25 protein-coding genes and 1 tRNA gene are annotated in these 26053 nt (G+C 65.9%); 7 read left to right on the forward strand and 19 right to left on the reverse strand.

Translation table 11 applies throughout. From position 1 onward, the window contains the following. Positions 1 to 32 precede the first annotated feature (32 nt). The 10 genes from HHA01_RS03965 to bioB all read right to left on the reverse strand — a co-directional run bounded on the left by HHA01_RS03965 (position 33) and on the right by bioB (position 7818). Positions 33 to 581, reverse strand: coding sequence for a thioredoxin family protein (locus HHA01_RS03965; protein ID WP_141317958.1), 549 nt, complete (start codon positions 579 to 581; stop codon positions 33 to 35). An 89-nt stretch (positions 582 to 670) separates the two neighbouring features. Continuing rightward, complete coding sequence (locus tag HHA01_RS03970; protein WP_141317960.1) at positions 671 to 973, reverse strand: winged helix-turn-helix domain-containing protein; 303 nt, start codon at positions 971 to 973, stop codon at positions 671 to 673. A 33-nt stretch (positions 974 to 1006) separates the two neighbouring features. After that, positions 1007 to 2332: an adenosylmethionine--8-amino-7-oxononanoate transaminase gene (bioA, locus tag HHA01_RS03975; protein WP_246053806.1), complete on the reverse strand. Its 1326-nt coding sequence runs from the start codon at positions 2330 to 2332 to the stop codon at positions 1007 to 1009. 177 nt (positions 2333 to 2509) lie between these two features. Beyond that, a complete protein-coding gene (locus HHA01_RS03980) occupies positions 2510 to 2956 on the reverse strand; it encodes a universal stress protein (protein ID WP_141317962.1) in 447 nt (148 codons plus the stop codon). A 230-nt stretch (positions 2957 to 3186) separates the two neighbouring features. Next, positions 3187 to 3271 (reverse strand) — tRNA-Leu (locus tag HHA01_RS03985). Positions 3272 to 3316: 45 nt separating this feature from the next. Then, positions 3317 to 4018 carry a dethiobiotin synthase gene (gene bioD, locus HHA01_RS03990; protein WP_141317964.1) on the reverse strand — a complete coding sequence of 234 codons (702 nt, stop codon included), beginning with the start codon at positions 4016 to 4018 and terminating at the stop codon, positions 3317 to 3319. Between the two features lies 1 nt (position 4019). Further along, a complete protein-coding gene (locus tag HHA01_RS03995) occupies positions 4020 to 4829 on the reverse strand; it encodes a malonyl-ACP O-methyltransferase (RefSeq protein WP_141317966.1) in 810 nt (269 codons plus the stop codon). Beyond that, positions 4826 to 5560: an alpha/beta fold hydrolase gene (locus HHA01_RS04000; protein WP_141317968.1), complete on the reverse strand. Its 735-nt coding sequence runs from the start codon at positions 5558 to 5560 to the stop codon at positions 4826 to 4828. The genes HHA01_RS03995 and HHA01_RS04000 overlap by 4 nt, the downstream gene beginning before the upstream one ends. Beyond that, a complete protein-coding gene (gene bioF / locus HHA01_RS04005; protein WP_141317970.1) occupies positions 5557 to 6714 on the reverse strand; it encodes an 8-amino-7-oxononanoate synthase in 1158 nt (385 codons plus the stop codon). The genes HHA01_RS04000 and bioF overlap by 4 nt, the downstream gene beginning before the upstream one ends. Before the next feature lie 6 nt (positions 6715 to 6720). After that, complete coding sequence (bioB, locus tag HHA01_RS04010) at positions 6721 to 7818, reverse strand: biotin synthase BioB (RefSeq protein WP_174787712.1); 1098 nt, start codon at positions 7816 to 7818, stop codon at positions 6721 to 6723. A 70-nt stretch (positions 7819 to 7888) separates the two neighbouring features. Here bioB and HHA01_RS04015 point away from each other — a divergent pair, with 70 nt between their 5' ends. The 5 genes from HHA01_RS04015 to HHA01_RS04035 all read left to right on the forward strand — a co-directional run bounded on the left by HHA01_RS04015 (position 7889) and on the right by HHA01_RS04035 (position 12403). Next, the gene (locus tag HHA01_RS04015) at positions 7889 to 8593 is read left to right on the forward strand and encodes a ComF family protein (RefSeq protein ID WP_170214829.1); all 705 of its coding nucleotides are present in this window, start codon (positions 7889 to 7891) and stop codon (positions 8591 to 8593) included. 76 nt (positions 8594 to 8669) lie between these two features. After that, positions 8670 to 9647, forward strand: a complete 978-nt coding sequence (locus HHA01_RS04020) for a serine/threonine protein kinase (RefSeq protein ID WP_141317972.1) — start codon at positions 8670 to 8672, stop codon at positions 9645 to 9647. Positions 9648 to 9844: 197 nt separating this feature from the next. Further along, positions 9845 to 10402: a GTP cyclohydrolase I FolE gene (gene folE / locus HHA01_RS04025; RefSeq protein WP_218023781.1), complete on the forward strand. Its 558-nt coding sequence runs from the start codon at positions 9845 to 9847 to the stop codon at positions 10400 to 10402. A 13-nt stretch (positions 10403 to 10415) separates the two neighbouring features. Beyond that, positions 10416 to 10826 (forward strand): dihydroneopterin triphosphate 2'-epimerase, encoded by a 411-nt coding sequence (folX, locus tag HHA01_RS04030; RefSeq protein WP_141317976.1) that lies wholly within the window; start codon positions 10416 to 10418, stop codon positions 10824 to 10826. A 104-nt stretch (positions 10827 to 10930) separates the two neighbouring features. After that, positions 10931 to 12403 (forward strand): NAD-dependent succinate-semialdehyde dehydrogenase, encoded by a 1473-nt coding sequence (locus HHA01_RS04035; protein ID WP_141317978.1) that lies wholly within the window; start codon positions 10931 to 10933, stop codon positions 12401 to 12403. A gap of 123 nt (positions 12404 to 12526) precedes the next feature. On the opposite strand, the gene purH is transcribed toward HHA01_RS04035, so the two are convergent. From purH to dsbD, 7 genes are all read right to left on the reverse strand, one after another. Next, positions 12527 to 14107 carry a bifunctional phosphoribosylaminoimidazolecarboxamide formyltransferase/IMP cyclohydrolase gene (purH, locus tag HHA01_RS04040; RefSeq protein ID WP_141317980.1) on the reverse strand — a complete coding sequence of 527 codons (1581 nt, stop codon included), beginning with the start codon at positions 14105 to 14107 and terminating at the stop codon, positions 12527 to 12529. 67 nt (positions 14108 to 14174) lie between these two features. Further along, on the reverse strand, positions 14175 to 14504 hold the full coding sequence (fis, locus tag HHA01_RS04045; protein WP_141317982.1) for a DNA-binding transcriptional regulator Fis: 330 nt from the start codon (positions 14502 to 14504) through the stop codon (positions 14175 to 14177). Continuing rightward, positions 14501 to 15559 (reverse strand): tRNA dihydrouridine synthase DusB, encoded by a 1059-nt coding sequence (gene dusB, locus HHA01_RS04050; protein WP_141317984.1) that lies wholly within the window; start codon positions 15557 to 15559, stop codon positions 14501 to 14503. Before dusB ends, fis begins: the two co-directional genes overlap by 4 nt. 54 nt (positions 15560 to 15613) lie before the next feature. Then, positions 15614 to 16543: a 50S ribosomal protein L11 methyltransferase gene (gene prmA / locus HHA01_RS04055; protein WP_141317986.1), complete on the reverse strand. Its 930-nt coding sequence runs from the start codon at positions 16541 to 16543 to the stop codon at positions 15614 to 15616. Positions 16544 to 16626: 83 nt separating this feature from the next. After that, the gene (gene accC / locus HHA01_RS04060; protein WP_141317988.1) at positions 16627 to 17967 is read right to left on the reverse strand and encodes an acetyl-CoA carboxylase biotin carboxylase subunit; all 1341 of its coding nucleotides are present in this window, start codon (positions 17965 to 17967) and stop codon (positions 16627 to 16629) included. A gap of 28 nt (positions 17968 to 17995) precedes the next feature. Continuing rightward, positions 17996 to 18469 (reverse strand): acetyl-CoA carboxylase biotin carboxyl carrier protein, encoded by a 474-nt coding sequence (gene accB / locus HHA01_RS04065; protein WP_141317990.1) that lies wholly within the window; start codon positions 18467 to 18469, stop codon positions 17996 to 17998. A gap of 198 nt (positions 18470 to 18667) precedes the next feature. Then, a complete protein-coding gene (gene dsbD / locus HHA01_RS04070; protein ID WP_141317992.1) occupies positions 18668 to 20560 on the reverse strand; it encodes a protein-disulfide reductase DsbD in 1893 nt (630 codons plus the stop codon). 355 nt (positions 20561 to 20915) lie between these two features. On the opposite strand from dsbD, the gene HHA01_RS04075 reads away from it, so the two are divergent. Next, the gene (locus tag HHA01_RS04075; RefSeq protein ID WP_141317994.1) at positions 20916 to 21968 is read left to right on the forward strand and encodes a DUF2333 family protein; all 1053 of its coding nucleotides are present in this window, start codon (positions 20916 to 20918) and stop codon (positions 21966 to 21968) included. Positions 21969 to 22064: 96 nt separating this feature from the next. On the opposite strand, the gene ppa is transcribed toward HHA01_RS04075, so the two are convergent. Further along, positions 22065 to 22595 (reverse strand): inorganic diphosphatase, encoded by a 531-nt coding sequence (gene ppa / locus HHA01_RS04080; RefSeq protein WP_141317996.1) that lies wholly within the window; start codon positions 22593 to 22595, stop codon positions 22065 to 22067. 248 nt (positions 22596 to 22843) lie between these two features. On the opposite strand from ppa, the gene HHA01_RS04085 reads away from it, so the two are divergent. Further along, a complete protein-coding gene (locus tag HHA01_RS04085) occupies positions 22844 to 24565 on the forward strand; it encodes a bifunctional protein-serine/threonine kinase/phosphatase (RefSeq protein WP_141317998.1) in 1722 nt (573 codons plus the stop codon). Between the two features lie 56 nt (positions 24566 to 24621). Here HHA01_RS04085 and HHA01_RS04090 read toward each other — a convergent pair whose 3' ends face one another. After that, positions 24622 to 25881 (reverse strand): 6-phosphofructokinase, encoded by a 1260-nt coding sequence (locus tag HHA01_RS04090; protein ID WP_141318000.1) that lies wholly within the window; start codon positions 25879 to 25881, stop codon positions 24622 to 24624. Positions 25882 to 26053 lie beyond the last annotated feature (172 nt).

Raw genomic sequence — 26053 nt, forward strand, 5'->3', positions numbered from 1 at the left:
CTCCGCTATGTCTGGATACGGGTCAGGGTGGCTCATTTCCATTTGATGTTGCAGCCCATCGAGGGTTTCTGTGTGCTGTCGGGAGCTCGGCCGGCCAGCACCGCGTCGGCGGCCTGGCGCAGATCCCGTCCGCTGACCGGTAGCGCCTGGCTGGGGCGGCTGTCGTCGAACTGGCCGCGGTAAGCGAGCCGGTGCCGGCGATCGAACAGGAAGAAATCCGGCGTGCAGGCCGCATCGAAGGCCCGTGCCACGTCCTGAGTATCGTCGACCAGATAGGGGAAGGTATAGCCGCGTTGCCGGCTTTCTTCCTGCATGCGCTCGGGGTGGTCGTCCGGGTGGGCCTGAAAGTCATTGCTGTTGATGCCGACCACGGCCAGGCCCCGTGCCTGATACTCGCGGGCGAAGTCGGCGAGCGCATCGGCCAGATGCTTGACGAAGGGGCAGTGATTGCACATGAAGATGACCAGCAGCGGCTGGTCGGGGTAGTCCTCGCTGCTCACCATGCGGCCTTCAGGGTCGGGCAACTGGAAGGCGGGCAGCGGGCTTTCCAGTTCGATCATTCGGGAAGGCGTCAGGGACATGAAAGGCTCCTTGGTGTTGCGGATCTACCTTGAGCATATCAGCCCGAGCGGAGCCTGACAGTTTCCGCCCCGGCGTGCTGGGCAACGCGCTAGGGCGAGGGATACCCCAGGGCAAGGCGCAGCCGCTCGGCATGACGCTCGATCCAGTCGGGGTCGATGGGCCCCCAGTCGCGTATCACGTAGCGGCCGATGTTATGGCGCTCGCCGGGTGTCGGCTCGAACTGGCAGTGGATATCCAGCTCGGTCAGGGCCGAGAGCGTATCCTGGGCGGTGCGCCGCGGCATACCCGTGGCGGTGACGATGGCCGGTACGCTGTCGGTACCGGCGGCGACCAGATGGGCGACGTAGAGGCGGCGATAGAAGCTCGACTGGGTCTTGCTGAGTGATGTCATGGCTTGGGCACGTTCGGGAAATGTTCTGCCATGTTAGCGAAACCAGCCCTTCATCGCCTCGGTGATCTGACGCATGTCCTCGGGGGAGGTGATATAGGCAGGCATGGTGTACAGCCAGCGGCCGAAGGATCGCAGCCAGACGCCCTGTGTGCGGGCGAAATCCGCCGCGCCCTCGAGCGAGTCGGCGTCGTGCACCTCGATGGCGGCGGTGGCACCCAGCACGCGGACATCGGCCACGGCCGGGTGGGCATGAAGGTTGTCGTCTTCGACCAGCTCCTCGCACAGCACGCGGTTCAGGTTGGCAATCCGCTCCAGGTAGTCGTCTTCCTCGAACACTGCCAGGCTTTCCAGCGCCACGCGACAGGCCAGCGGGTTGCCCATGAAGGTTGGCCCGTGCATGAAGGCATGCAACTCGCTGTCGCCGATGAAGGTGTCGTGCACGCGGTCGCTGGCCAGGGTGGCAGCATGGCCAAGGTAGCCGCCGGTCAGGCCCTTGGAGAGCACCATGATGTCCGGCGTGATATCGGCATGCTCGGCGGCGAACATGCGCCCCGTGCGACCAAAGCCGGTGGCCACCTCGTCGAGGATCAACAGCACATCGAATTCCTCGCACAGCTCGCGGGCCCCGCGCAGGTAGGCCGGCGAGGTCATGTTGAGGCCGCCCGCGGCCTGCAGCAAGGGCTCCATGAGCAGGGCGGCGACCTCGTGATGATGCGACTCCAGCACGGCGCGCAGGGCGTCCAGGTCGGCCTGCACGCTGGCCGCATCGGCATCGAAGGACGCTGTCGGCGCCGGGGCGAAGTAATGCTGTGGCAGGAAGCCCGCGAACAGCGAGTGCATGCCCTCTTCCGGATCACAGACCGCCATGCAGCCGGCGGTGTCGCCGTGATAGGCCTTCATCAGCGACAGCATGCGATGCTTTTCGGGCTGGCCGCGCAGGTACTGGTATTGCACGGCCATCTTCATGGCGACTTCCATGCCCACCGAGCCGCTGTCCGAATAGAACACATGGTTGAGGCCGTCCGGAGTGATACGCACCAGCTCGCGGGCCAGCTGGTCGGCCGGGTCATGGGTCAGGCCGCCGAGCATCACGTGGCAGAGGGTATCGGCCTGCTCCTGAATGGCGTGCACCAGGCGGGGATGGCGATAGCCATGAATCATGCACCACCAGGAGCAGGTAGCATCCAGCAACGACTCGCCGCTGTCCAGGGTGAAGCGCGGGCCTTCGCCGCCGACCACCCTGGGGGCAGGAGCCTGGGTCTTGAGATGGGCATAGGGATGCCAGACGGGCGAGGCGCGGCGTTGCTCGGCGGAGCAGGAGGAGGTCGCTGTGTCGGCGTTTCGCGGTTCAGGGGACATGAAGGCTCCGGGCAGGGGGAGATGATGGCCCGGTACTTTACATGTTAACCCGTAATAATTTAAAGGTTTACAATGGTGACAGACGGCTGAGGACTCGTCATGACGACAGGGGCTGGCCCCTCATGCAAAACATGAGGGGGCGTGGCGGGAGATCGAGGCAATTGTATCCGCGACGGTTCAGTGAACCGTGATCACCCGGCACTCGGCGTCATGACTGACGCTGTGCGAGGTACTGCCGACCATCATGCCCTTGAAGTCGCTGAGGCCACGGCTTCCCAACACGATGGCATCCACGTTCATGTTCTTGGCTGCCGTCACAATGGCCTGCCGCGGTTCGCCATGTTCGAGCTGGGTACTTATCGTGTCGTCCGCCAGCCCCATGGCCCTGGCTTCTTCCATGGCCTTGTCGAGCAATGCCTTGCCCGCCTTGTCACGTTCCTCGAACGACGCCTCGGACGGCACCGCCCCAAGGCCCCAGACCAGTAGGGGTTCATGGTCGCGAGGCTCTGGAACATGCAGCAGTGTGATGGTGCCGCCCTGTGAGGCGACGAGCTGGCTGGCGACCTGCAGGGCGATCTTGGAGTGCTCCGAACCATCGACCGGGACCAGGATGTGCTTGAACATGGTGGCTCTCCTTTCATGTTTGTACACATTCAGCTTAGGAGAAAAACCGACGCCAAGTAGCGTGGTGTATTGCCGCGCGGTGTCTTGTCGCACTCGTCATGACGGGGAAGGTTCTTCGGGGAGAACGCCGAGGGAGACTGGCCGGGGTTCATTGCGCCGGGCAGTGCCAGTGACCTCCAGGAGGCCGGCGTTGGCGGCAATGAGCGACGAGGAAACGGGAAAGGCATGGATGGTGCGGATGGGGAGACTTGAACTCCCACGCCCGAAGGCACCAGAACCTAAATCTGGCGTGTCTACCAATTCCACCACATCCGCACGTATCTGGCAGGCGTCAGTATTCTACTGATTGATGGTGCCAAGTCAATCGGCGCCCGGCAGGGAAAGGTGTTGCGCGGCGGCGGTGGCGCGCTGTCCGGGGCTCCCTGCCTCGAGTCGCGGTACCAGCCCGAGGCAGGGGGCCTGGAGCGTCTGGCCCAGGGTGTCCAGGTTGGCCTGATAGTCATGTGCATCGGCGGCGAAGTCGGGGTCGATGAGGTTGCCGGCCCAGCCGGCCAGTTGTAGGCCGTCGGCACGAATCGCCTCGGCGCTGAGGCGGGCGTGATTGAGACAGCCGAGCTTGAGGCCGACCACCAGGATCACCGGCAGGCGCAGGCGTACGGCCAGTCCGGCGAGATCTTCATGCTCGTTGAGGGGCACGCGCCAGCCGCCGGCGCCCTCGATCAGCGTCAGGTCGCGTTGCCGGGCCAGCGGGTCGGCGGTGGCCGAGACCAGGTCATTCAGCGTCGGCACCCGGCCGGTACGCCGGGCGGCCAGGTGCGGGGCGATGGCCGGTTCATAGGTGTAGGGGTTGATGGTCTCGTACCCGACCTCGGGGGTGCTCTGCTCACCGAGGGTCAGGGCGTCGATATTGCGCAGCCCTGCCGGAGTCATGTCGCAACCCGAGGCGACCGGCTTGAGTCCCAGGGTGCTCATGTCGTGCTGGCGAGCCAGGGCCAGCAGGCCGCCGGCCACCAGGGTCTTGCCGGCGTCGGTGTCGGTACCGGTGACGAAGTAGACTCCCATCTCAGCGCTCCAGGATCAGGGTCAGCAGGTGATAGGTGACAGGCAGGCCGGCTGGCTCGCGCAGCGTCTCGTAGCGACGTCGTGCGCGGGCGAGGTCGGTCCGTGTCAGCCGTTTCCCCGGCCGCGCCACCTGAGCACCGACGCCCTTGATGGAGGCCATCACGGCGTTCAGGTCCGGGTAGTGGAAGCGCTCCTCGCGTTGTTCCAGGTCGACATGGCGGAAGCCGGCGCATCGGGCGGCAATCTGGTGGCGGGCGGCATCGCGGAAATCCAGCAGGGCGGCGGCACGCCCGGGTTGTGACCAGGCCTGGTTCACTTCGCGCAGGGTGCCGGGTGCCAGGGTGTTGAGCAGGGCGCGTCCGCCGGGCTTCAGCACTCGGTGGATCTCGGCCAGGACGCGGTCGAGGTCGGGGCACCACTGGATCGCCAGGTTGGAGATGACCAGGTCCAGGCTGGCGTCGGCCTGGGGCAGCATGCCGGCGTCGCCGCAGATCCAGCGGATCGGCTGCGGATGGCGTCGGCGCGCTTCGTCGAGCATGCCCGGCGCCAGGTCGAGGCCCTCGACATGGCAGTGGTCGTCGTAATGACGGGCCAGTCGGGCGGTCAGCTCGCCGGGGCCACAGCCCAGGTCCAGCAGGCATTCGGCCGTGTCGGGGAGGTGGGCCAGCAGACGCTCGCTCATCATCTGCTGGGCGCTGGCGCGGCTGGCGTAGTGGGGGGCGGCACGGGAAAAGGCCTGGGCGACGCGGGCGCGCCAGTCGGCAGCATCGGCTTGAGTGGTGGGTTCGGTGGCCAGCGCGGCAATGGTCATGATGTCGGCTCCGGGCGTTCGCCGTCAGGCCGATGCGTGTCGGCGATGGCCGCCAGCGATGCCGCCAGATGCTGGGGTCGACTGAGCATCGGGCAGTGTCCGGCGTCCGCGATCTGCTGGTCGGCGTCGGCCAGGACCTCGCCGGCGAGCAAGGGGTCGCGGGCGCCCGCGAGGCGGCGCACCTGACAGGAGGCGGCGTTCAGGCGGTGTCGGTTGTCGAGCCGGGCGAGCTGGCCGAGACCGGCGTCGAGGGTTTCGATGGAGGCCGGGGCAGTGGTGCCGAGCAGCTGACGCAGATCGCGGCGCGCGCGGCGGGGATCGGGTTCACCGCCCAGCTGCCAGCGCAGAAAATGTTCCCGGGCGGTATCCGGAGAGCGCTCGAAGGCATGCCGGAAATCGGCCAGGGCTTGTGCGCTGACCCCTTCCGGGTGAACGAAGCGCTCGCCGATGCCGAGCAGTACCAGGGCACGCGGGCTTGGCAGGTGGTCGAGCAAGGCGGTGGTCAGCAGGCCGCCGAGCGACCAGCCCACCCAGATGGCCTCGGCGGGCAGGTCGGCTGCCATGGCAGCGGCCAGCTCGCCCAGCGAGGCAGGGTCGGCGAGTGGCGGGCGACCGGCATAGCCGGGCCAGTCCGGCGTTGTGACCTCGAGTCCGGCGGACCAGCAGGGGGCGAGCGGCTGCCAGATGCGAGCGTCGCAGCCCCAGCCGCTGAGCAGTACCAGGCGTGTCATGCGGCCTCCTCGCGGCGACAGCCGTCCAGTGCCTCGAGCAGGGCATCGAGCGCCGAGGCATCATGGGCGGCGCTCAGGGTGATGCGCAGGCGAGCCTGGTCGCGTGCCACGGTGGGCGCACGGATGGCACCGACACGCAGCCCGGCCTGCGCCAGGCGCTCGGCCCAGCGCAGCACGCGGCTGCTGTCACCCAGTACCACGGGCTGGATGGGTGTGCCCGAGTCGCTCAGCGGCAGGCCGAGCGTATCGGCTTCCCGACGGAAGCGGGCGATGTTGGCGTGCAAGCGGTCGCGACGTTCGGGCTCGGCCTCGAGGATGTCCAGGGCCGCCAGGGTGGCCGCCGCCACGCCGGGCGGCTGGGCCGTGGTGTAGATGTAAGGGCGGGCGAACTGGATCAGGTGGTCGATCACGGCGGCGTCGCCCGCCACGAAGGCGCCGGCGCTGCCCAGGGCCTTGCCCAGGGTGCCCACCAGGACTGGCACCTGGTGGTGGTCATGGGCCTGGCCCACGCAGCCGTCGCCCAGCTCACCCAATACACCAAGGCCATGGGCGTCATCTATCATCAGCCAGGCTCCCTGGCGCTGGCAGATATTCGCCAGGCCGGCGATATCGGCCGTATCGCCATCCATGCTGAAAACGCCATCGCTGACCACCAGCGCCGGCGCCTCCCGGGGAGCGCGCTCGAGCAGGCGCTCCAGATCCGCGAGATCACGATGGTGAAAGCGTCGCGAGGGGGCCTCGGCCAGCCGCGCGCCATCGAGCAGCGAGGCATGGTTCAAGCGGTCCTGAAAGACGCGAGTGTGACGGTCGCACAATGCCTGCAGCACGCCCAGATTGGCCATGTAGCCGGTGGAGAATAGCAGGGCGCGGGGTCGGCCGGTCAGCTCGGCCAGACGCTCTTCGAGTCGCTGGTGTACGTCCAGGTGCCCGGAGACTAGATGCGAGGCCCTGGCGCCCGCGCCGAGGCGTTTCGCGCCGGCGGCCTGGGCCTCGGCGAGGCGCGGGTCGGCGGCCAGGCCGAGGTAGTCGTTGCCGGCGAAATCGATCAGCTGGGCCGACGGGCCGAGGCTGATTCGTTGGCGCCAGCCGTCTGCGGCTCGCCGTTGTGCGGCGGCTTGCGACAGTCGCTCGTCCCAGCGGTGTGCTCGAGACATTTGGGCTCAGGCCTGGGCGGCGTCGTAGAATAGGGCGTCATCCCGCTGGCGCTGAATGGCATGTGTCAGGGCGGTCTCGGTATCGGCCTCGTCGGCATGGGTGTCGCGTTGCTCGGGGTGCAGGCCGAGCTTGTCGAACAGGGCGCGGTCACGCTCGATCTGCGGATTGCCGGTGGTCAACAGGGTGTCGCCGTAGAAGATCGAGTTGGCGCCGGCGAGAAAGGCCATGGCCTGGGTCGACTCGTCCATCTGCTCGCGGCCGGCCGACAGGCGCACATGGCTCTGCGGCATCAGGATACGGGCCACGGCGATGGCGCGGATGAACTCGAGCGGGTCCAGGTCCTCGACGTTTTCCATGGGGGTGCCGGGCACCTTGACCAGCATGTTGATGGGCACCGATTCCGGATGCGGCTCCAGGCGCACCAGCTGCTGGAGCAGGGCGGCGCGGTCGCGGGGCGCTTCGCCCATGCCCAGGATGCCGCCCGAGCAGACCTTCATGCCGGCCTCGCGGACATTGGCGAGGGTATCCAGGCGGTCGGCATAGGAGCGGGTGGTGATGACCTCGCCATAGTATTCCGGCGAGGTGTCGAGATTGTGGTTGTAGTAGTCCAGTCCGGCCTCGGCCAGTCGGCTGGCCTGGTCGCTGTCGACCATGCCGAGGGTCATGCAGGTCTCGAGCCCCAGTGCCTTGACCCGGCCGACCATCTCCATGACCACCCGCAGGTCGCGCTCCCGCGGGCTGCGCCACGCCGCACCCATGCAGAAACGGCTCGCGCCGGCCTCCTTGGCCGCCCGGGCCTGCTCCACCACCTTGTCGATTTCCAGCAGCTTTTCCTTGCCCAGGCCGGTGTTGTAGTGGCCCGACTGAGGGCAGTACTTGCAGTCTTCCGGACAGGCGCCGGTCTTGATCGACAACAGGGTCGAGACCTGGACGGCATTGGGGTCGAAATGCGCGCGGTGTACCTGCTGGGCGCGGAACAGCAGGTCGTTGAAGGGCAGCTCGAACAGCGCTTCGATCTCCTCCAGGCGCCAGTCGTGGCGTACTTCGGGTCGGGCGTCTAGGTTCAGATCAAGCGCCGCGCTGGCGTGGCTATTGGCTGGCATGGAGGGCTCGCTTTTGGTCAACTTTGCTGGGTTGTCACGGTTGACGAACAGGGTAAGCGGTCGGTCGTTCATGTCAACCGTTCATGATTACAGGGTTGACGAATGGCTGCGTCGAGCACTGCCGGGGCGCTGTGCCTTCTGCCTGGCGGCCACTCACGGCACGCTGCCCTGGTGTCAGACCTGTCACCTGGAACTGCCCTGGAACCTGCCGGCCTGTCCGCTGTGTGCCGAGCCCCAGGCCGGGCAGGGCCGCGGCCGCCCCTGCGGGCACTGCCTGCGTCGCCAGCCGGCCTTTGCCGCGGCCCGGGTGCCGTTGCGATACCTGGATGAGCTGGCGGATCTGGTCCGGCGTTTCAAGTTTCAGGCCTCGCCACGCGCCGGTAGCGTCCTGCTCGGGTTGCTGGTCGAGGCCCTGGAGACGGCGCCCAGGCCCGACGGGCTGGTGGCCGTGCCCCTGCATCGCCGGCGGGCGCGGGAGCGTGGCTTCGATCAGGCGCAATGGCTGGCCCGCCGCCTGGCGGTGCGGCTGGAAATCCCGCTCTACACGGCCCGGCGGCTGCGCGATACGCCCAGCCAGCGCGGGCTGGACCGCCAGCATCGGCGTCGCAACCTGCGTGCCGCCTTCGGCGTCGAGTCAGACCTGCCGGAGCGTGTGGCGCTGCTGGATGACGTCATGACCACCGGCGCCACTTTCGATGCCCTGGCACGCGCCTGTCAGCAGGCCGGAGCGCAGCGGGTCGAGGCCTGGGCGGTGGCCCGCACGCCACTGCCCTGAGCGAGCCTCGCGACTTCAGCGCGGCTTGCGGGGCTCTGTTAGCATGCAGGTTCGTCGAATGAACCTGGAGCGCCGCATGCAAGACTCGCTGCATCCCTTTGCCCGTCTCGAACCCTCGCGCGTGGTGGCGGCAGTCGAGTCGCTGGGCTTCTGGCTGCCCGGTGAGCCGTTCGCCCTGAACAGCTACGAGAATCGTGTCTACATGCTGCACGATGACGAGCGTCGTCGCTGGATCGCCAAGTTCTATCGCCCCGGCCGCTGGAGCAACGAGCAGATCCAGGAAGAACATGATTTCCTCGCGGAGCTGGCGGCGGCCGAGGTATCGGTGGCGGCGCCCTGGCGGGATGCGCAGGGCGTCAGCCTGCATCAGGCCGAGGGCTTTCGCTTTGCGCTCTATCCGCAGCTTTCGGGGCAGGCGCCGGAACTCGACAATCCGGCCCACCTCTTTGCCCTGGGCGAGGTCATCGGCGCCATGCATGCAGTGGGCGAGCAGGGGCGCTTCGTCGAACGGCGGCGGCTGGACCTCGACGAGATGCTGGCAGAGGCCTGCGAGGCCGTGCTGGCCAGTCCCTGGCTCGAGCGTCGCCAGCGCCAGGCCTATACGCGTGTGACCGATGATCTGCGGCGGGCACTGGCCGATCGCGGCTGGTCGCCCGAGGCCAGCATCCGCGTGCATGGCGACTGCCATCTGGGCAATATCCTGGGGCGCGACGAGGCGTTCGGCCTGGTGGACTTCGATGATTGTCTGACGGCGCCGGCGGTGCAGGACATCTGGATGCTGCTCAGCGGCCAGGAAGAGGATGAATGGCAGATGCAACTGTCCGAGGTTATCGAGGGCTATGAACAGCATCGCGAATTCGACCGCGGTGAGTTGGCGCTGATCGAGCCGTTGCGGGCCTTGCGGCTGATTCGGCACAGCGCCTGGCTGGTGGCCCGCTGGGCGGACCCGGCCTTTCCGATGGCCTTTCCCTGGCTGGCCGAGTCACGTTACTGGGATGAGCATATTCGTCAGCTCGAGCAACAGCGCCGCTGGCTGGAAACGGCCAGCGGGTGACACACGACCGGCGTCACAGGCCCCGAAGCGGCATCTTCTTGCGTGATATCGCGCCCCGGGACTGCGTTGGCGCACGGCATGCGCTAGAATCATGCGCCTTGCCCCGGGAAACATGACGCCGGGGTGACGATTCGATGGCAAGGCGTGGTGGCACAATGACGACACACCACGATAATGACGCTGCACGGGGCCTGAGCATGAGCGAACAACTCGCCGACCATTACCGCCAGATCATACAGGAGATCGGGGAAGATCCTGACCGGGAAGGCCTGCGCGACACGCCCAAGCGCGCCGCCAAGGCCATGCAATTCTTGAATCGCGGCTATTTCCAATCCCTGGAAGAAATCGTCAATGGTGCTGTCTTCGAATCGGATACCGATGAAATGGTACTGGTCAAGGACATCGAGCTGTACTCGATGTGCGAGCACCACCTGCTGCCGTTCACCGGCAAGTGTCACATCGCCTACCTGCCGCAGGGCAAGGTGCTGGGGCTTTCCAAGTTCGCGCGTATCGTCGACATGTATGCGCGGCGCATGCAGATTCAGGAGAACCTCACGCGCCAGATCGCCGAGGCGGTCCAGCAGGTGACCGATGCCCGCGGCGTGGCCGTGGTGATCGAAGCTCATCATCTGTGCATGATGATGCGTGGCGTGGAGAAGCAGAATTCCAGCATGACGTCCTCGGTGATGCTCGGCGCCTTCCGCGAATCCCAGAGCACGCGCCAGGAGTTCCTGACACTGGTGCAGTCCCGATAGGAGGCAACGCGACATGGCAATGCTCGGCCTGGATGACCAGCATCTGGATCACGATCTGGCGACCATCCGTATCAAGAACCTGCGCCTGCGCACCTTCATCGGCATCAAGGAAGATGAAATCCGCAACCGCCAGGATGTGGTGGTCAATGCGGTGATCCGCTACCGAGCCGACAATGCCGTGGCCTTCAACCACATCGAACAGGCACTCAATTACCGCACCATCACCAAGCAGGTCATCGCGCATGTGGAAGACAACCGCTTCGAACTGCTGGAACGCATGACACGCGAGGTGCTCGACCTGATCATGAGCTTCGATCAGGTGCTGACTACTCAGGTGGAGATCGACAAGCCCCACGCCCTGCGATTTGCCGACTCGGTGTCGATCACCCTGTCGGATTCGCGGGACGCGCGTCGCAAGGTGTGAGGCGCGTACGCCCATGGTCGAGGCCTCAAGGTTGGCGTCTGCGCCTCCATGCGCTTAGCATAGAGGCCATTCCATTCGCAGTGCATTGACGTCAGGAGTCGACCATGGAAGCCCTGAAGGACAGTCTGAAGGAAACCCAGCTGTATTGCCCCTTCGCCTATATCGATGGTAGCTGGGTCGCGGCTGACAGCGGCGAGCAGATCGAGGTGGTCAATCCTGCCACCGGTGAAGCGGTGGGAGATATGCCCCGGCTGGGCCGTGCCGAGACGGAACGCGCCATCGATGCCGCCAGTGCGGCGCTGCCCGCCTGGAAGGCCCTGACGGCCCTGGAACGTGCCGATGCCCTGATGAAGTGGCATGACCTGATGATGGAGCATCAGCAGGACCTGGCGACCATCATGACCCACGAGCAGGGCAAGCCGCTCAAGGAAGCCGCCGGCGAGATCGCCTACGCCGCCAGCTTCCTGCGCTGGTTTGCCGGCGAGGCCCGACGGATCTATGGCGAGACGGTGCCCGCCGCCGCGTCCCACCAGCGCATTGTGGTGACCAAGCAGCCGGTCGGGGTGGTCGGCGCCATCACGCCCTGGAACTTCCCGGCGGCGATGATCACCCGCAAGGCCGGTGCCGCGCTTGCCGTGGGCTGTACCTTCGTCGTCAAGCCGGCCAGTCAGACACCCTTCTCGGCTACCGCGCTGGCCCTGCTGGCCGAGCGCGCCGGTATTCCTCGCGGGGTCTTCAATGTGGTGCCGGGCAGTGCCTCGGACATCGCCGCGGCGCTGACCGAGTCGCCGATCGTGCGCAAGATCACCTTCACCGGCTCCACCGAGGTGGGCAGCGGCCTGATGGCCCAGGCGGCCCGACACGTCCAGAAGGTCTCCCTCGAGCTGGGTGGCAACGCGCCCTTCATCGTCTTCGAGGATGCCGATCTGGATGCCGCCGTGGAGGGTGCCATGGCCGCCAAGTTCCGCAATGCCGGCCAGACCTGCGTGTGCACCAATCGCTTCCTGGTGCAGTCGAGCGTGGTCAATGCCTTCTGCGAGAAGCTGGCGGTGGCCATGAACAGCGAGCTCAAGGTCGGTGATGGCACCCATGATGGCGTCAACATCGGCCCGCTGATCGATGCCAGGGCCGTCGAAAAGGTCTCCGAGCACGTTCAGGATGCCGTCGAGCACGGTGCCGAGCTGCTGCTGGGTGGCCACCCGCATCCCCTCGGCGGCAACTTCTTCACCCCGACCCTGATCACCGAGGCCAATGACAGCATGAAGGTCGCCGGAGAAGAGACCTTCGGCCCGCTGGCCGCGGTCTTCCCCTTCGATGACGAGGAAGACGCCGTGCGCATGGCCAACGATACCGAATATGGCCTGGCTTCCTACTTCTACTCTCGCGATCTGGGTCGCGTGTGGCGCGTCGCCGATGCCCTGGAATACGGCATGGTCGGCATCAACACCGGCCTGCTGTCCAACGCGGCCGCGCCCTTCGGCGGCGTGAAGTCCTCCGGCCTGGGCCGGGAAGGCGGCCACCAGGGCATCGAGGAGTTCCTCGAGACCAAGTACCTGTGTATTGATCTAGGGGACTAAGCTCGCAGAGTTAAGAGCGAAGAAGGAAGAGGTCAGAGAAGAACCCCCTCCGGTTGGCCCGGCGGGGGTTCCGCTTATATGGCGTTAGCCTAACTCCCTTCTTCCTTCTTCCTTCTTCCGTCTTTAGTGCCTGAAGTGTCGCATCCCGGTGAACACCATGGCGATGCCGGCTTCATTGGCGGCGTCGATGACTTCCTGGTCGCGCATCGAGCCGCCGGGCTGGATGACGGCGGTGATGCCGGCGGCGGCGGCGGCGTCGATGCCGTCGCGGAAGGGGAAGAAGGCGTCGCTGGCCATGACCGAGCCGGGCACCGAGAGGCCTTCATCGGCGGCCTTGATGCCGGCGATCCGGGCGGAGTAGACGCGGCTCATCTGACCGGCGCCGACGCCGATGGTCTGACCGCCCTTGGCGTAGACGATGGCGTTGGACTTGACGAACTTGCCGACCTTCCAGGCGAAGCTCAGGTCGCGCATCTCCTGCTCCGAGGGCTGGCGACTGGAGACGATCTGCAACTGGTCACGCTCGACCTGACCCAGATCGCGGTCCTGAACCAGCAGGCCGCCGGTGACGCGCTTGAGGTCATGGGTCTGTTCACGCTGACCGGGCCAGTGGTCGGCGACATCGAGCAGACGCACATTCTTCTTCCCGGCGACGATCTCCATGGCCTCCTGGCTGACCCCGGGGGCGATGATCACCTCGACGAACTGGCGCTCGATGATGGCGCCCGCGGTCTCGGCATCGAGCGGCACGTTGAAGGCGATGATGCCGCCGAAGGCACTGGTCGGGTCGGTGGCGAAGGCCTTGTCGTAGGCGGCCAGGGCGCTTTCGCCGACGGCCACGCCACAGGGGTTGGCGTGCTTGACGATCACGCAGGCGGTCTCGTTGAAACCCCTGACGCACTCGAAGGCGGCATCGGTGTCGGCCACGTTGTTGAACGACAGCGGCTTGCCCTGGAGCGTGCGTGCGGTGCCGACACCGGGCTCCTTGCTGGCCGGGTCCACATAGAAGGCCGCGGACTGGTGGGGGTTCTCCCCGTAACGCATGGACTGCTTCTTGTGGAACTGGGTGTTGTAGGTGCGCGGGAAGCCTGCCTCGCCGCCTTCGGTACGCGCGCCGAGATAGTTGGCGATGGCGGCATCATAGCCGGCGGTATGCTCGAAGGCCTTCACGGCCAGGTCGAAGCGGGTGGCGTGCTGGATGCCGCCCTGGTCCAGTTCGTCGAGCACGCGCGAGTAGTCGCTGGCATCGACGACGATGGAGGTATGCGCATGGTTCTTGGCGCAGGCGCGCACCATGGTCGGGCCGCCGATGTCGATGTTCTCGATGGCGTCTTCCAGGCTGCAGTCCGGGCGTGCCACCGTGGCGGCGAAGGGGTAGAGGTTGACCACGACCATGTCGATGGCATCGATATCGTGCTCGGCCATGACGGCGTCGTCCTGGCCGCGACGGCCGAGGATGCCGCCGTGAATGCTGGGATGCAGGGTCTTGACGCGGCCGTCCATGATTTCCGGGAAGCCGGTATGCTCGGACACCTCGGTCACCGCAATGTCGTGGTCGCACAGCAGGCGGTAGGTACCACCAGTGGAGAGCAGCTCGACACTGTGCTCGCGCAGGCTGCGGGCGAAGTCGACGATACCGGTCTTGTCGGAAACACTGATCAGGGCACGACGGATCGGTGTGGCGGAGGCGGAGGATTGGGCCATGAAAATCACTCGTTTGCGGGCAATGTGACGGGAAAACGCGAACGCGGGCGCTGGGGCGCCCGCGTTATCAGATCAGTCCGTAGTGCTTGAGCTTCTTGCGCAGGGTGCCGCGATTGAGGCCGAGCATCTCGGCGGCGCGGGTCTGGTTGCCCTGGGCGTGATCGAGCACGGAGGCCAGCAAGGGCGCTTCGACCTCGGCGATCACCATGGCGTGCAGGTCGGTCACGTCACAGCCGTCGAGGTGGGCAAAGTAGCGGCGCATTGCAGCGTCCACGGCGTCACGCAGGAGCATGTCGTCCCCCGGTGCACTGATGCCGTCGTCACCGGAGGCAGGTGCTGCCCGGGTATCACTCTCGGGTAGCGTGGAAGACGGGGTAAAGGCTTGGCTGCTGGTCATGCGGCACAGGTTCCATCCGATGTCATGCCTCGGCCGCTGCCGGGTGCTGGCGCGGCGGGCGCATGACAAAACAGTTCGTCGATGTAGCGGCTCTGGGCATCGGCATTGTCCAGGCCGTTGAAAGTGGCACGCAGGCGCTTGCGCGTGGCGTCATCGAAGCGCTCATCGGCGGCCAGGTACCAGCCGATGTGCTTGCGCGCGATGCGCACGCCCATGTACTCACCGTAAAAATCGTGCAGGGCCGATACATGGCCGCCCAGTACCTGGATGCGTTCGGCATCGTCAGGGGGCGCCATGCGTTGACCATGGCGCAGGTAATGATCGATTTCACGGAAGATCCAGGGGTTGCCCTGGGCCCCACGACCGATCATCACCGCATCCGCCCCAGTATAGTCGAGAACCCGCCGGGCTTTCTCGGGAGAATCGATATCACCATTGGCGAATACCGGGATTCCCACACTGGCCTTGATCTCGGCGATGGTGTCGTACTCCGCCTGGCCGCCGTAGCGTTGCTCCCGATGCCGTCCGTGGACGGCAAGCGCCTGGATACCGGCGGATTCGGCGATGCCGGCGACGCGCACGCCATTGTTGCTGTGCGCGCACCAGCCGGTGCGAATCTTCAGCGTGACCGGTATGTCGACGGCCCCGACCACGGCCTCGAGAATCTCGGCCACCAGGGCCTCGTCGCGCAGCAGGGCGGACCCTGCTGCCTTGTTGCAGACCTTCTTGGCCGGGCAACCCATGTTGATGTCGATGATCTCGGCACCCATTTCGGCGTTCAGGCGTGCCGCCTCGGCCAGCATGTCGGCATCACCGCCGGCGATCTGCACGGAGCGTGGCCCGGGTTCGCCGCTGTGGTCCATGCGCAGGCGTGACTTGCGGGTGCTCCACAGGCTGGGATCCGAAGTCACCATCTCGCCCACCACCAGTCCGGCCCCCAGGCGGCGACTGAGCGCCCGGAAGGGGCGGTCGGTAACACCGGCCATGGGCGCCAGGACCACGCGGTTGGGCAGGGTGTGGCGGCCTATGCGGAGCGGCTGGCTGGATTCGGGCATCACTCTCGAGCAGCGACTGGCAAAAGGGGGGGACTATCATACGCCCCTGACCGTTCAGGGTGAAGGCGATCCGGCAGGACGTTGGCCGGTCAGGCGTACCCAGCCCTCGTGCACCTCGGGCTCGTCCATCATCAGGCCGCGAGCGCTGTAGGCGGCCAGTACCTCTTCCGCCTGGGTCTCGAGGATACCGGATAGTGCCAGCCGGCCTCCCGGTGCGACACGCCGGGCGATATCGTCGGCCAACTCGGTCAGCGGGCCGGCCAGGATATTGGCGACCACGATGGGATAGCTCGCCGAGGACTCGAGGGCTTCGGGGTACTCGAGTCGCAATGCGTGCGCTTCGATGCCGTTGCGCTCGCCGTTGTCGCGACTGGCGGTGAGGGCCTGGGGGTCGATATCCGTACCGGTGGCATGCCGGGCGCCGAGTTTCAGTCCCGCGACGGCCAGGATGCCGGAGCCGCAACCGACGTCCAGTAGCTCGCGTTCGGCAATCTCGCCGTCCACGGCCAGGGCATCCAGCCAGGCCAGGCACAGGGCTGTCGTCGGATGAGTGCCGGTGCCGAAGGCCAGCCCCGGGTCGAGCTGCAGGTTGACCGCCTGGGGATCCGGCGCCTGATGCCAGCTCGGCACGATCCACAGTCGTTCGCCCATGCGCAGCGGCTCGAAGTCGGCCATCCACTCGCGTTCCCAGTCGCGATCGGCGAGCAGTTCATGCTCGATCTTGGGGCAGGGCTCGTCGGGCATGGCTTCGGCCCAGGCGGCGGCCAGGCGTTCGAGCATCGAGGCGAGTCCTTCGAGGTCATCGTACAGGCCGGTCAGCACGGTCTCGTTCCACAGCGGGGTGGTGCCAAGCTCGGGCTCGAACAGTGGCTCGTCCTGGGCATCCTGCAGGGTGATGGCCGTGGCGCCCTCGTTCAGCAGGAGCTCTTCCAGCAGCTCGGCGTGTTCCGGTGCGACGTGGGCCTTGAGTTGCAGCCAGGGCATGGGGACTCCGGAGCGGTGTCGGGTGACGAAGAGAACGGGGCGGCCCAAGCCGCCCCGTCACAGGTTGCACGCATCGGCCTCGATCAGAGGCCGAGCTTCTTTTCCAGGTAGTGGATGTTGACGCCACCCTGCTGGAAGTAGCCGTCGCGCACCAGGTCCTTGTGCAGGTCGATATTGGTCTTGATGCCTTCGACCAGCAGTTCGTCCAGGGCAATGCGCATGCGGTTCAGCGCCGTCTCGCGGTCGTCCCCCCAGGTGATCAGCTTGCCGATCAGCGAGTCGTAGTAGGGCGGGACGGAATAGCCGGTATAGACATGCGAGTCCATGCGCACTCCCAGTCCGCCCGGCGGGTGGTAGAGGGTGACGCGGCCGGGGGAGGGCACGAAGGTCCGGGCATCCTCGGCATTGATGCGGCACTCGAAGGCGTGGCCGGACAGCTCGATGTCGTCCTGGCTGACCGACAGCGGCAGGCCGGAGGCGATGCGCAGCTGTTCGCGGACGATGTCGACGCCGGTGACCATCTCGGTGACCGGGTGCTCGACCTGAACGCGGGTGTTCATCTCGATGAAGAAGAATTCGCCGTTCTCGTACAGGAACTCGAAGGTCCCGGCACCGCGGTAACCGATCTCGATGCAGGCATCCCGGCACGCCTTGAACACCTGTTCGCGGGCTTCCTGGTCCAGGCCGGGGGCCGGCGCTTCCTCGAGGACCTTCTGGTGACGACGCTGCAGGGAGCAGTCGCGGTCATACAGGTGAATGGCGTTGCCCTGACCATCGGCCAGTACCTGAACCTCGACGTGGCGCGGGTTCTCGAGGTACTTCTCCATGTAGACGGTGCCGTCGCCGAACGACGAGTGGGCCTCGGTGCGCGTCACGTTCACCGCCGAGAGCAGATGGCCCTCGGTATGCACGACACGCATGCCGCGTCCGCCACCGCCGGCGGCCGCCTTGATCATCACCGGATAGCCGATGCGCCGCGCGGTGGCCAGCGTGGCTTCCTCGTCATCGCCCAGCGGGCCGTTGGAGCCCGGCACCGTCGGCACGCCGGCCTCCTTCATGGCGCTGATGGCGCTCACCTTGTCGCCCATCAGACGAATGGTCTCGGCGGAGGGGCCGATGAAGGTGAAGCCGGAGCGCTCGACCTGCTCGGCGAAATCGGCATTTTCCGAGAGGAAGCCGTAGCCGGGGTGGATGGCGCTGGTGTCGGTGACTTCGGCCGCGCTGATCAGAGCGGGAATATTGAGATAGGACTGGCTCGATGCCGCCGGCCCGATGCAGACGGCTTCGTCGGCCAGGCGAACGTGCATCAGTTCGCGGTCTGCCTTGGAATGAACGGCAACCGTTCGAATGCCCAGTTCCTTGCAGGCGCGCAGGATGCGCAGGGCGATCTCGCCGCGATTGGCGATGAGAACCTTGTCCAGCATGATGGAATCCGCCAGTGTTGTGGGAAGATCAGGAAATGACGACCATCGGTTGCTCGAACTCGACCGGCTCGCCGTCCTCGACCAGAATCGCTTCAACGACGCCGTCGCGATCGGCCTCGATCTGGTTCATCATCTTCATGGCCTCGACAATGCACACCGTCTCGCCTTTCTTGACGCTCTGGCCGACTTCGACGAAGACCTGTGCACCGGGGGCCGGTGCGCGATAGAAGGTACCAACCATCGGCGACACCACCGCCTGACCCTGATAGGCGGGCCCCTCGGCCGCGCTTTCGGCTGCGGGCGCCGGTTGCGGCTCGGCGGCGGGTTGCGCAGCCGGTGCCGGAGCCTGTGCCGGCCAGGCAGGCGCGGCGGGCTGGGGCTGTTCCGTGCCATTCGGGTGACGGCTGATGCGAACCGACTCTTCGCCTTCCTGGATCTCGATCTCGCTGATGTTCGACTCTTCCAATAGTTCGATCAGCTTCTTGACCTTTCGGATATCCATGACGTTGTCTCGATCAGTGGGTTCTGGGGCTGCCCGGCGCTGTCAACCCGGGCCAGTTCTGATTAGATCGCGGCATGTTGGCGTGCTTTGCCGCTCATGAAAGCCATCGAGGCTATTGTGGGCGGAGTTTGCCGAAAATCCAACTTGATGTCCAGCCAGCGACGAACAGCGTTCACTTTTCGCCACTGCGCGTCTGGCTCAGCTCGGTTGACGTTCCAACCAGGTGCGGATTTCCGCGAGATGGCTCGCCAGCCCGGCGGCATCGGCCTCGCCCTGGATGCGTGCCGCGCGAATCTCCTCGCCCCCGTCGAAGAACAGCAGGCTGGGCGGCCCGAAGAGGTCGAAATGTTCCAGAATGCGGCGACTGGCGGCATCGCTTTGCGTGACGTCGACGTCGATGCGTCGGAAGTGACCGAGGGCATCGGCCACCTTCGGGTCGGGAAAGACCTGACGCTTCATGACCTGGCAGGAGATGCACCACTCGGCGGTAATGTTGACCATGGCGGGCTCGTCGCTGGCCTCGAGGGCGGTCTGCAGCTCGTCGAGCGTGTGCACCACGCTGACGTCCTCCGTCGCCGCGGCCCGGTCGTCGCTTGCCGTCGCCTGATGGGCCGCGGCCAGGGGTTGCAGAGGGTCGCCGGCACCGCGTGCGGCACCGATGACCAGGGCGATGGCCCACACCAGCAGCAATGCCCCGGCGGCCTGTCGCACTCTGGGCCAGCCCTGGGGCTGGCCGGGGTTCATCACTCCCAGTGCCATGGCGGTGCCGCTTGCCAGTCCGGCCCACAGCAGCAAGCCGACCGGGCCCGGCACCAGGCGCTCGATCAGCCAGATCGCCACTCCCAGCAGGAGTATGCCGAAGCCGGTCTTGACGCCGTTCATCCAGGCGCCGGTACGCGGCAGCAGGGTCACGCTGAAGGTGCCCACCAGCAGCAGCGGCAGCCCCATGCCGAGGGCCAGGGCCAGCAGGGCGGCGCCGCCGAGGAGGGCGTCCCCGGTGGACGATATGAACACCAGGGCCCCGGCCAGGGGCGCCGAGACGCAGGGCGAGACGACCAGCACCGACAGGGCGCCGGCCAGGGCCAGGCCCGCCGGTCCGCTGCGCCTTGCCCTGTCCTGCCAGGCGTCGAGGCGTTGGGTCAGGGCGGAAGACAGGCGCAGTTCGAAGGCGTCGAACATGGCCAGCGCAAAGAGCACGAAGAGGATGGCGAAGCCGATCAGCACCGGGGCCGACTGCAGCCTGGCCTGCAGGTTCAGCCCGGCCCCGAAGAGCCCCATGAGCACGCCGACCAAGGCATAGGTCGCGGCCATGCCGGCCACATAGCTGGCCGACAGCAGGAAGGCCCGGGGGCGGCTGGGGTTCTGGCCGACGATGATCGATGACAGGATCGGCACCATGGGCAGCACGCAGGGGGTGAAGGTCAGCCCCAGGCCGGCGACCAGGAAGAGCCCCAGCACCAGGGGCAGGCTGGCCGTGCGCATCAGCTCGCTGAAGCGGCTGTCTGCGCTGCGCAGATCGTTGTCCGTGAGGGGTGTGTTGGTGTCGGGTGTCGCGGTGTCGACATCGCCCGCGGGGGTGTCGGCGTTGCCAGCGGATGGCTCATCCGGGCCTGCGCCATCGACGCTGGCCGCGAAGGCCTTGGGCGCCTGTCCCTGGGGGGCCTGAAGCTCGATGGTCTGCGGCGGATAGCAAAGTCCGGCGTCGGCGCAGCCCTGAAAGGTCAGGGCGATGTCCATTGGCCCATGCCGGGCTGCCTCGATCGGGGCCTTCAGCACCACGCGGTCATGAAAGACCTGCACATCGCCCATGAACTCGTCGGTCTTCGCCTGCCCCGGGGGCAGGTCGAGGGGGCCAAGCCTGACTGCGTCATGCGGTGCGCTGATGTCGAACCGGTGACGGTAGAGGTAGTAGCCCTGGGCGATTTCGAAGCCGATCTTCAGGGTCTCGCCGTCATGCCAGGCAGTGGGCTGAAAGGCTTGTTCGACAGGCAGAAAGTCCGATTGTGTATCGGCAGAAAACCAGTCAGCGTAAGCCGGCAAGGCCAGCAGTAGCAGCAGGCAGCAGAGGCTGAAACGACGAAGCTGGGACACCAAGGTTGTGATCCTTATCCACCGGGTTGCAGGTCATTTTCCGCGCAAAAGCGCCGGGATGGCGCGCTTGAGACACGCCTGATGACTTGGGGTTCCGCGCCAGGGCCGCTATGCTCAGTGGCGATGGCGTCGTTGAGGCATCAGGATAACGCAGTCGAGTGTCGGCGTGACACGACGTTCGGCACCACCATCTTTGGAAGCGCTGAATAAATCGCCGAGCATAGTGAAGCGCAAGGCGCGCGGAGCACAGAAAGCGAGACATAACAAATAGTTAGGCGAGTTTTCGAGCACCGCGTAACGCCGCGATTTGCATGCGCAGGCATTTAAGCAGTGTTTCCCTTTCGGGAACAGGCAAATGGGATTGACGAGCAAGGAAACGGCGCATCGGCGTCGCAAGGTCGAGGTGCTGGAACGCCCTCAGTACGGCTGGATCTGGAAGCCGTTGCTGGTGTTGCTGGTGCTGTATCTGGTCGTGACCCTGGCTCTGGGCATCTGGTGGAGTCGCACGCCGAGTCACCCGGCAGCAGGCGGCGAGGCGGCGCTGGAGCAGGCCGACGGCGAGATGGCGACGCTGGCACAGGTGCAGGCCACCCTGCAGACCCTGCTCGACAAGCCGGGTGGCTACCTGCGCAATGACATTGCGCCGCCGGGCCTGTGGCTGGATAACATGCCGGCCTGGGAGCTGGGTGTCCTGCACCAGACTCGCAGCCTGGTGGCGGCCCTGCCATCCATGGTGGACGGTACGGCCGATGGGCTCGAATCGGCGGCGGTCAGCCTGCGTGGCAATGGGCGGAACTGGTTCTATCCGTCCACCGAGCACCACCTGCGTCGCGCCATTGAGGCACTGGCGCAGACGTCGGCCGCCACGGCGCGGGAGGACTCGACCGGTCTGGCGAACTGGCTGGCGCGGGTCGCGAGCGATCTGGATGCGCTGGGCGTTCAACTGTCGGCCAGTGTCGGCGATACCCGGCGGCTCGCCGAGCTGGGGGTTCCGGTGGAATCGCTGCCCGAGCCCACGCCCTGGTACCGGGTCGACAACGTCTTCTTCGAGGCTCGCGGGCAGACATGGGCATTGCGCCACCTACTGACGGCGGTACGCCAGGATAAGCGTGCCCGGATCGAGGCCGCGGGGCTTTCCGACGCCTGGGATGCGCTGATCGTGGAACTGGAGCGCAGTCAGCGGCGGCTGTGGAGCCCGGTCGTGCTCAATGGTTCCGGCTTCGGTATCTTTGCCAATCACTCCCTGGTGATGGCCAGCCATGTCCTGAAGGCGCGTGATCTGGTGCGTGAGCTCTCCGGTGGGCTGGCGGCCGACTCAGCCGACAAGCCGGACTCAGCGGCGCCGGATGCCGCGGGCGAAAACGCCACGACTACCGGTGAGCCGCCGCGCGAAACGGCCGGCGAGTAGCCCGGCCCCGGCCATGTCAGGCTGGGGCTTGCCGGGGATGCAACGACAGAGGGCCGTCATGCGACGGCCCTCTTGCTGGCGCAGCGGACTCGGTGGTCAGGCTTTCTGATAGGCATCCACGGATTTGTCGATCGCCTTGCGCGCCGCCTCGGAGCCTTCCCAGGACTCGACCTTGACCCACTTGCCTTTCTCGAGATCCTTGTAGTTCTCGAAGAAGTGCGCGATCTGCTGACGCAGCAGCTCGGGCAGGTCGGTGACCTCATGGATGTCGTCATACAGGCTGGACAGTTTGGAATGCGGTACGCAGACCAGCTTGGCATCTTCACCGGCTTCATCGGTCATGTTGAGGATGCCCACCGGGCGGGCGCGAATCACGCTGCCCGGGGTGACCGGATAAGGGGTGACAACCAGAGCATCCAGGGGATCGCCATCATCGGCCAGAGTGTGCGGAATGAACCCATAATTGGCCGGGTAGAACATCGGCGTGGCCATGAAGCGATCGACCAGCAGGGCGCCCATGTCCTTGTCGATCTCGTATTTGACCGGGGAGTGATTGGCCGGGATCTCGATCGCCACATAGACGTCGTTGGGCAGATCCTTGCCGGCGGGAATGTTATCGAAGTTCATGAGATCGTCCTTCTCTGGCGAATGTCGGGGCTGTTGCCCGCAAGTGGCCGAATTATACGAAGCCGTCCAGGCGATTACCAATACCCAATTGGCCTCAGTCATGGCGGCAGGGCGGCGCGGCCCCTGTGCACCGCCTGGTCCGGATTCGGGGGCCGGCCGGCACAAGCCAGTATCGCGGTTGACGTGTATGATGGCCCGGTGTCGAGCCGGCTACCCCGGCGATTCGCCGCCAGCCCGAGGAGAATGTCTTGGCATCCGCAACCCTGTCCCTGAGTTATGGTCAAGCCTTCGTGGTCCCGGACAAGCGGCGGCATCGCAGCTCGATGTCGGTGCAGACGCCGGAGGCGCCACAATGGGCGACGAAGGGTGCCTGTGCGCTGATCAGTGACTCCACCATGCGCAACTCCCTGGCCAAGCAGGCGGGGGATATCAGTGTGCGCGGCTTTCTGGCCGACTATTTCTCGACCCCTGACCACTGGGACGTCAAGACATCGGCCAACCGGGTTCTGACCGCCCTCAATGGCTGGTGCTATGGCCTGAGCCATCAGGTCAGCAACGGCAGCTATGTTAGTTCCCTGTCGGCCATGGTCTATCGGGGCCAGGAAGCGCACCTGTTCCATCTCGGCGATACCCTGGTATTCCGCTTGCGCGGCGCCGAGTTCGAGCAGCTGTCGCGGGACCATGTCACCGATATCGGCGGCTATCGCTACCCCTCCAGAGCGCTCGGCATGGACGCCAGTATCGACATCGACTATGTGCAGATGCCGCTCAAGCAGGGCGATATCTTCCTGTTCACCACCCAGGCCGTGCAGGGCACCCTGATGCCATCGGACTATGTCGGGCTGATCCGCCAGGATGTCAGTGACCTGGATGCCGCCTGCGAACGCCTTGCCCGGACGGCTCAGCAGCGCGCTCAGGAGCGTGGCTACGGCGGTGATCAGTTCTGCTTTCAGTTGGTGCGCATCGATGAACTGCCGGCCGAAGACGTCGACAGCCCCGAAAAGGTCTACGGTGATCTGCCCATCCCGCCCGAGCTGGCCGTCGGCGAGCGCCTGGACGGCATGGAAGTGGTCTCGGTGCTGTCGCGGACGGCTCAGTCGCGAGTGTATCGCGTGCGTGACCTGCGCAACGAGCGTGACATGGTGCTCAAGGCGCCTAGCCCCGAGCTTTCCACGCGCAATGCCTACCTCGAGCACTTCCTGCTTCAGCAGTGGGTGGTGGAACGCGTTCATTCGCCCTTCGTGGTCAAGGTCATGCAGCCGTCACGCCCGCGACGTTACCTCTATTATCTGATGGCCCATGTCGAGGGCGAGACCCTGACCGACTGGGCCCACCGGCATCCCCAGGCGAGTCTGGCTCAGCGTCTGGATATCGCGGTGCAGATGGGCAAGGCCCTGCAGGCGCTGCATCATCGGGACCTGCTGCATCAGCAGGTGCATCCCGACAATGTGCTCATCGATCGGCACGGCCAGGTGGTGCTGGCCGATTTCAGTGCCTGCCATCTGCGTGATGTGGACGGTCATCGGCGCTCGCGGACCCTGGTGCGCCAGGTCGGCCTGACCGCGCACAGCGCCCCCGAGTACGCCCTGGATGATGAGGTCGGCCGGCGCAGCGACCAGTACTCGCTGGCGTCGACGATCTATTGGTTGTTGACCGGCGAGTTCCCTTATGCCCTGCCGACCCGCGAGCTGCTGCACCATACCGATATGGAGCAGATGACCTACCGCAGTGCGCGAACACTCAACCCCGAGGTCTCACCGGCGCTGGATGGAGCCCTGAAGCGTGCACTGGCCCCGCAACGGGCCCTGCGCTTCCGCCGCCTGTCGGAATTTCTGCACGCCCTGCGCACACCGGGCAAGGAGTCCCGGGGCCCGGCAGCCCGCCAGGTCAGCGGCGCGCCGGCGCGCTTCTGGCAGGCAGTGGCAGGCCTGTTGCTGTTGCTGCTGGTGTTGTCGTGGTTGTTACGCTGAGCTACGAGCTGACTGCCCGCCGCTCGTTTCTCGCAACTCGCGCCTCGCGGCTGTCGCTAGATCTTGAACTCCGGCAGCTTGCGTGCGACGCGGTGCTTGGCCAGCTTGGCGACTCTGGGCAGGCCGTTGTCGAAGGGCGGGAAGTCTTCGCCCTGGATCAACGGGGCCAGGTAGCGGCGGCCTGCTTCGGTGATGCCGAAGCCGTCTTCGCGGATGAATTCACGCGGCATGAATTTTTCCTGGTTGGCCACCTCGGCCAGCGGTGCCGGTTCCACGGTCCAGGCATAGGGATCTTCGCTGGTTCGCTTGATGGCCGGCATCTGGGCGTTCTGGCCGTCCAGGGCCAGTTCGACGGCCTTCTCGCCGACGGCGTAGGCCTGTTCCACGTCAGTGCGTGAGGCCAGGTGCCGGGCGGCGCGCTGCAGGTAATCGGCCACCGCCCAGTGGTATTTGTAGCCCAGGTCCTGCTTGATCATGCCGGCCAGGGTCGGGGCCACGCCGCCCAGTTGGCGATGGCCGAAGGCGTCGGTATTGCCCGAGTCGGCGAGGAAGGTGCCGTCTTCGTAGCGAGCCCCCTCGGAGACCACGATGACGCAGTAGCCATATTCCTGCACCGACTCCTGGACCCGGGCCATCACGGCCTCGCGGTCGAAGTGGATCTCGGGGAAGATGACCAGGTGCGGGGGATCTCCTTCGCCCTGGCCGGCCAGGGCCCCGGCGGCGGCGATCCAGCCGGCATGCCGGCCCATGACTTCCAGCACGAAGACCTTGGTGGAGGTGGCGCTCATCGAGGCGATGTCCAGCGAGGCTTCCAGGGTGGAAGTGGCGATGTACTTGGCGACGCTGCCGAAGCCCGGCGAGTTGTCGGTGATCGGCAGGTCGTTGTCGACCGTCTTGGGCACATGGATGGCGGTCAGCGGATATCCCATCTTTTCGGAAAGCTGAGATACCTTGAGGCAGGTGTCGGCGCTGTCGCCACCGCCGTTGTAGAAGAAGTAGCGGATATCGTGGGCCTTGAAGACCTCGATGAGGCGCTCGTATTGCGCGCGATGCGTCTCGATGTCCTTGAGCTTGTAGCGGCACGAGCCGAAGGCTCCGGCGGGGGTGTGACGCAGGGCGGCGATGGTCTCGTCACTTTCCTGGCTGACGTCGATGAGGTCCTCGGTCAGGGCGCCGATGATGCCGTTGTGGCCGGCATAGACCTTGCCGATTCGGTCGCTGTGACGACGGCAGGCCTCGATGACGCCGCAGGCACTGGCATTGATCACGGCTGTGACACCGCCGGACTGGGCGTAAAAGGCATTGTGCTGTGCCATGTAGCTATCCTGTTGCTGGTCGCATCTGGGGCGTGCCGCCGACGACCGGGCGGTCGTGCTGCGGCGCCGCCAAGGAGGTTGGGCAGGCGTGGATTCTAGCCTATCACCACCGGCACTGCATCCTGTGACGATTCTCTGTCCCGGCAACCGGTTGGCTGGAGAGGGCGCGGGT

The sequence above is a fragment of the Halomonas halmophila genome (assembly GCF_006540005.1).
GTDB lineage: Bacteria > Pseudomonadota > Gammaproteobacteria > Pseudomonadales > Halomonadaceae > Halomonas > Halomonas halmophila.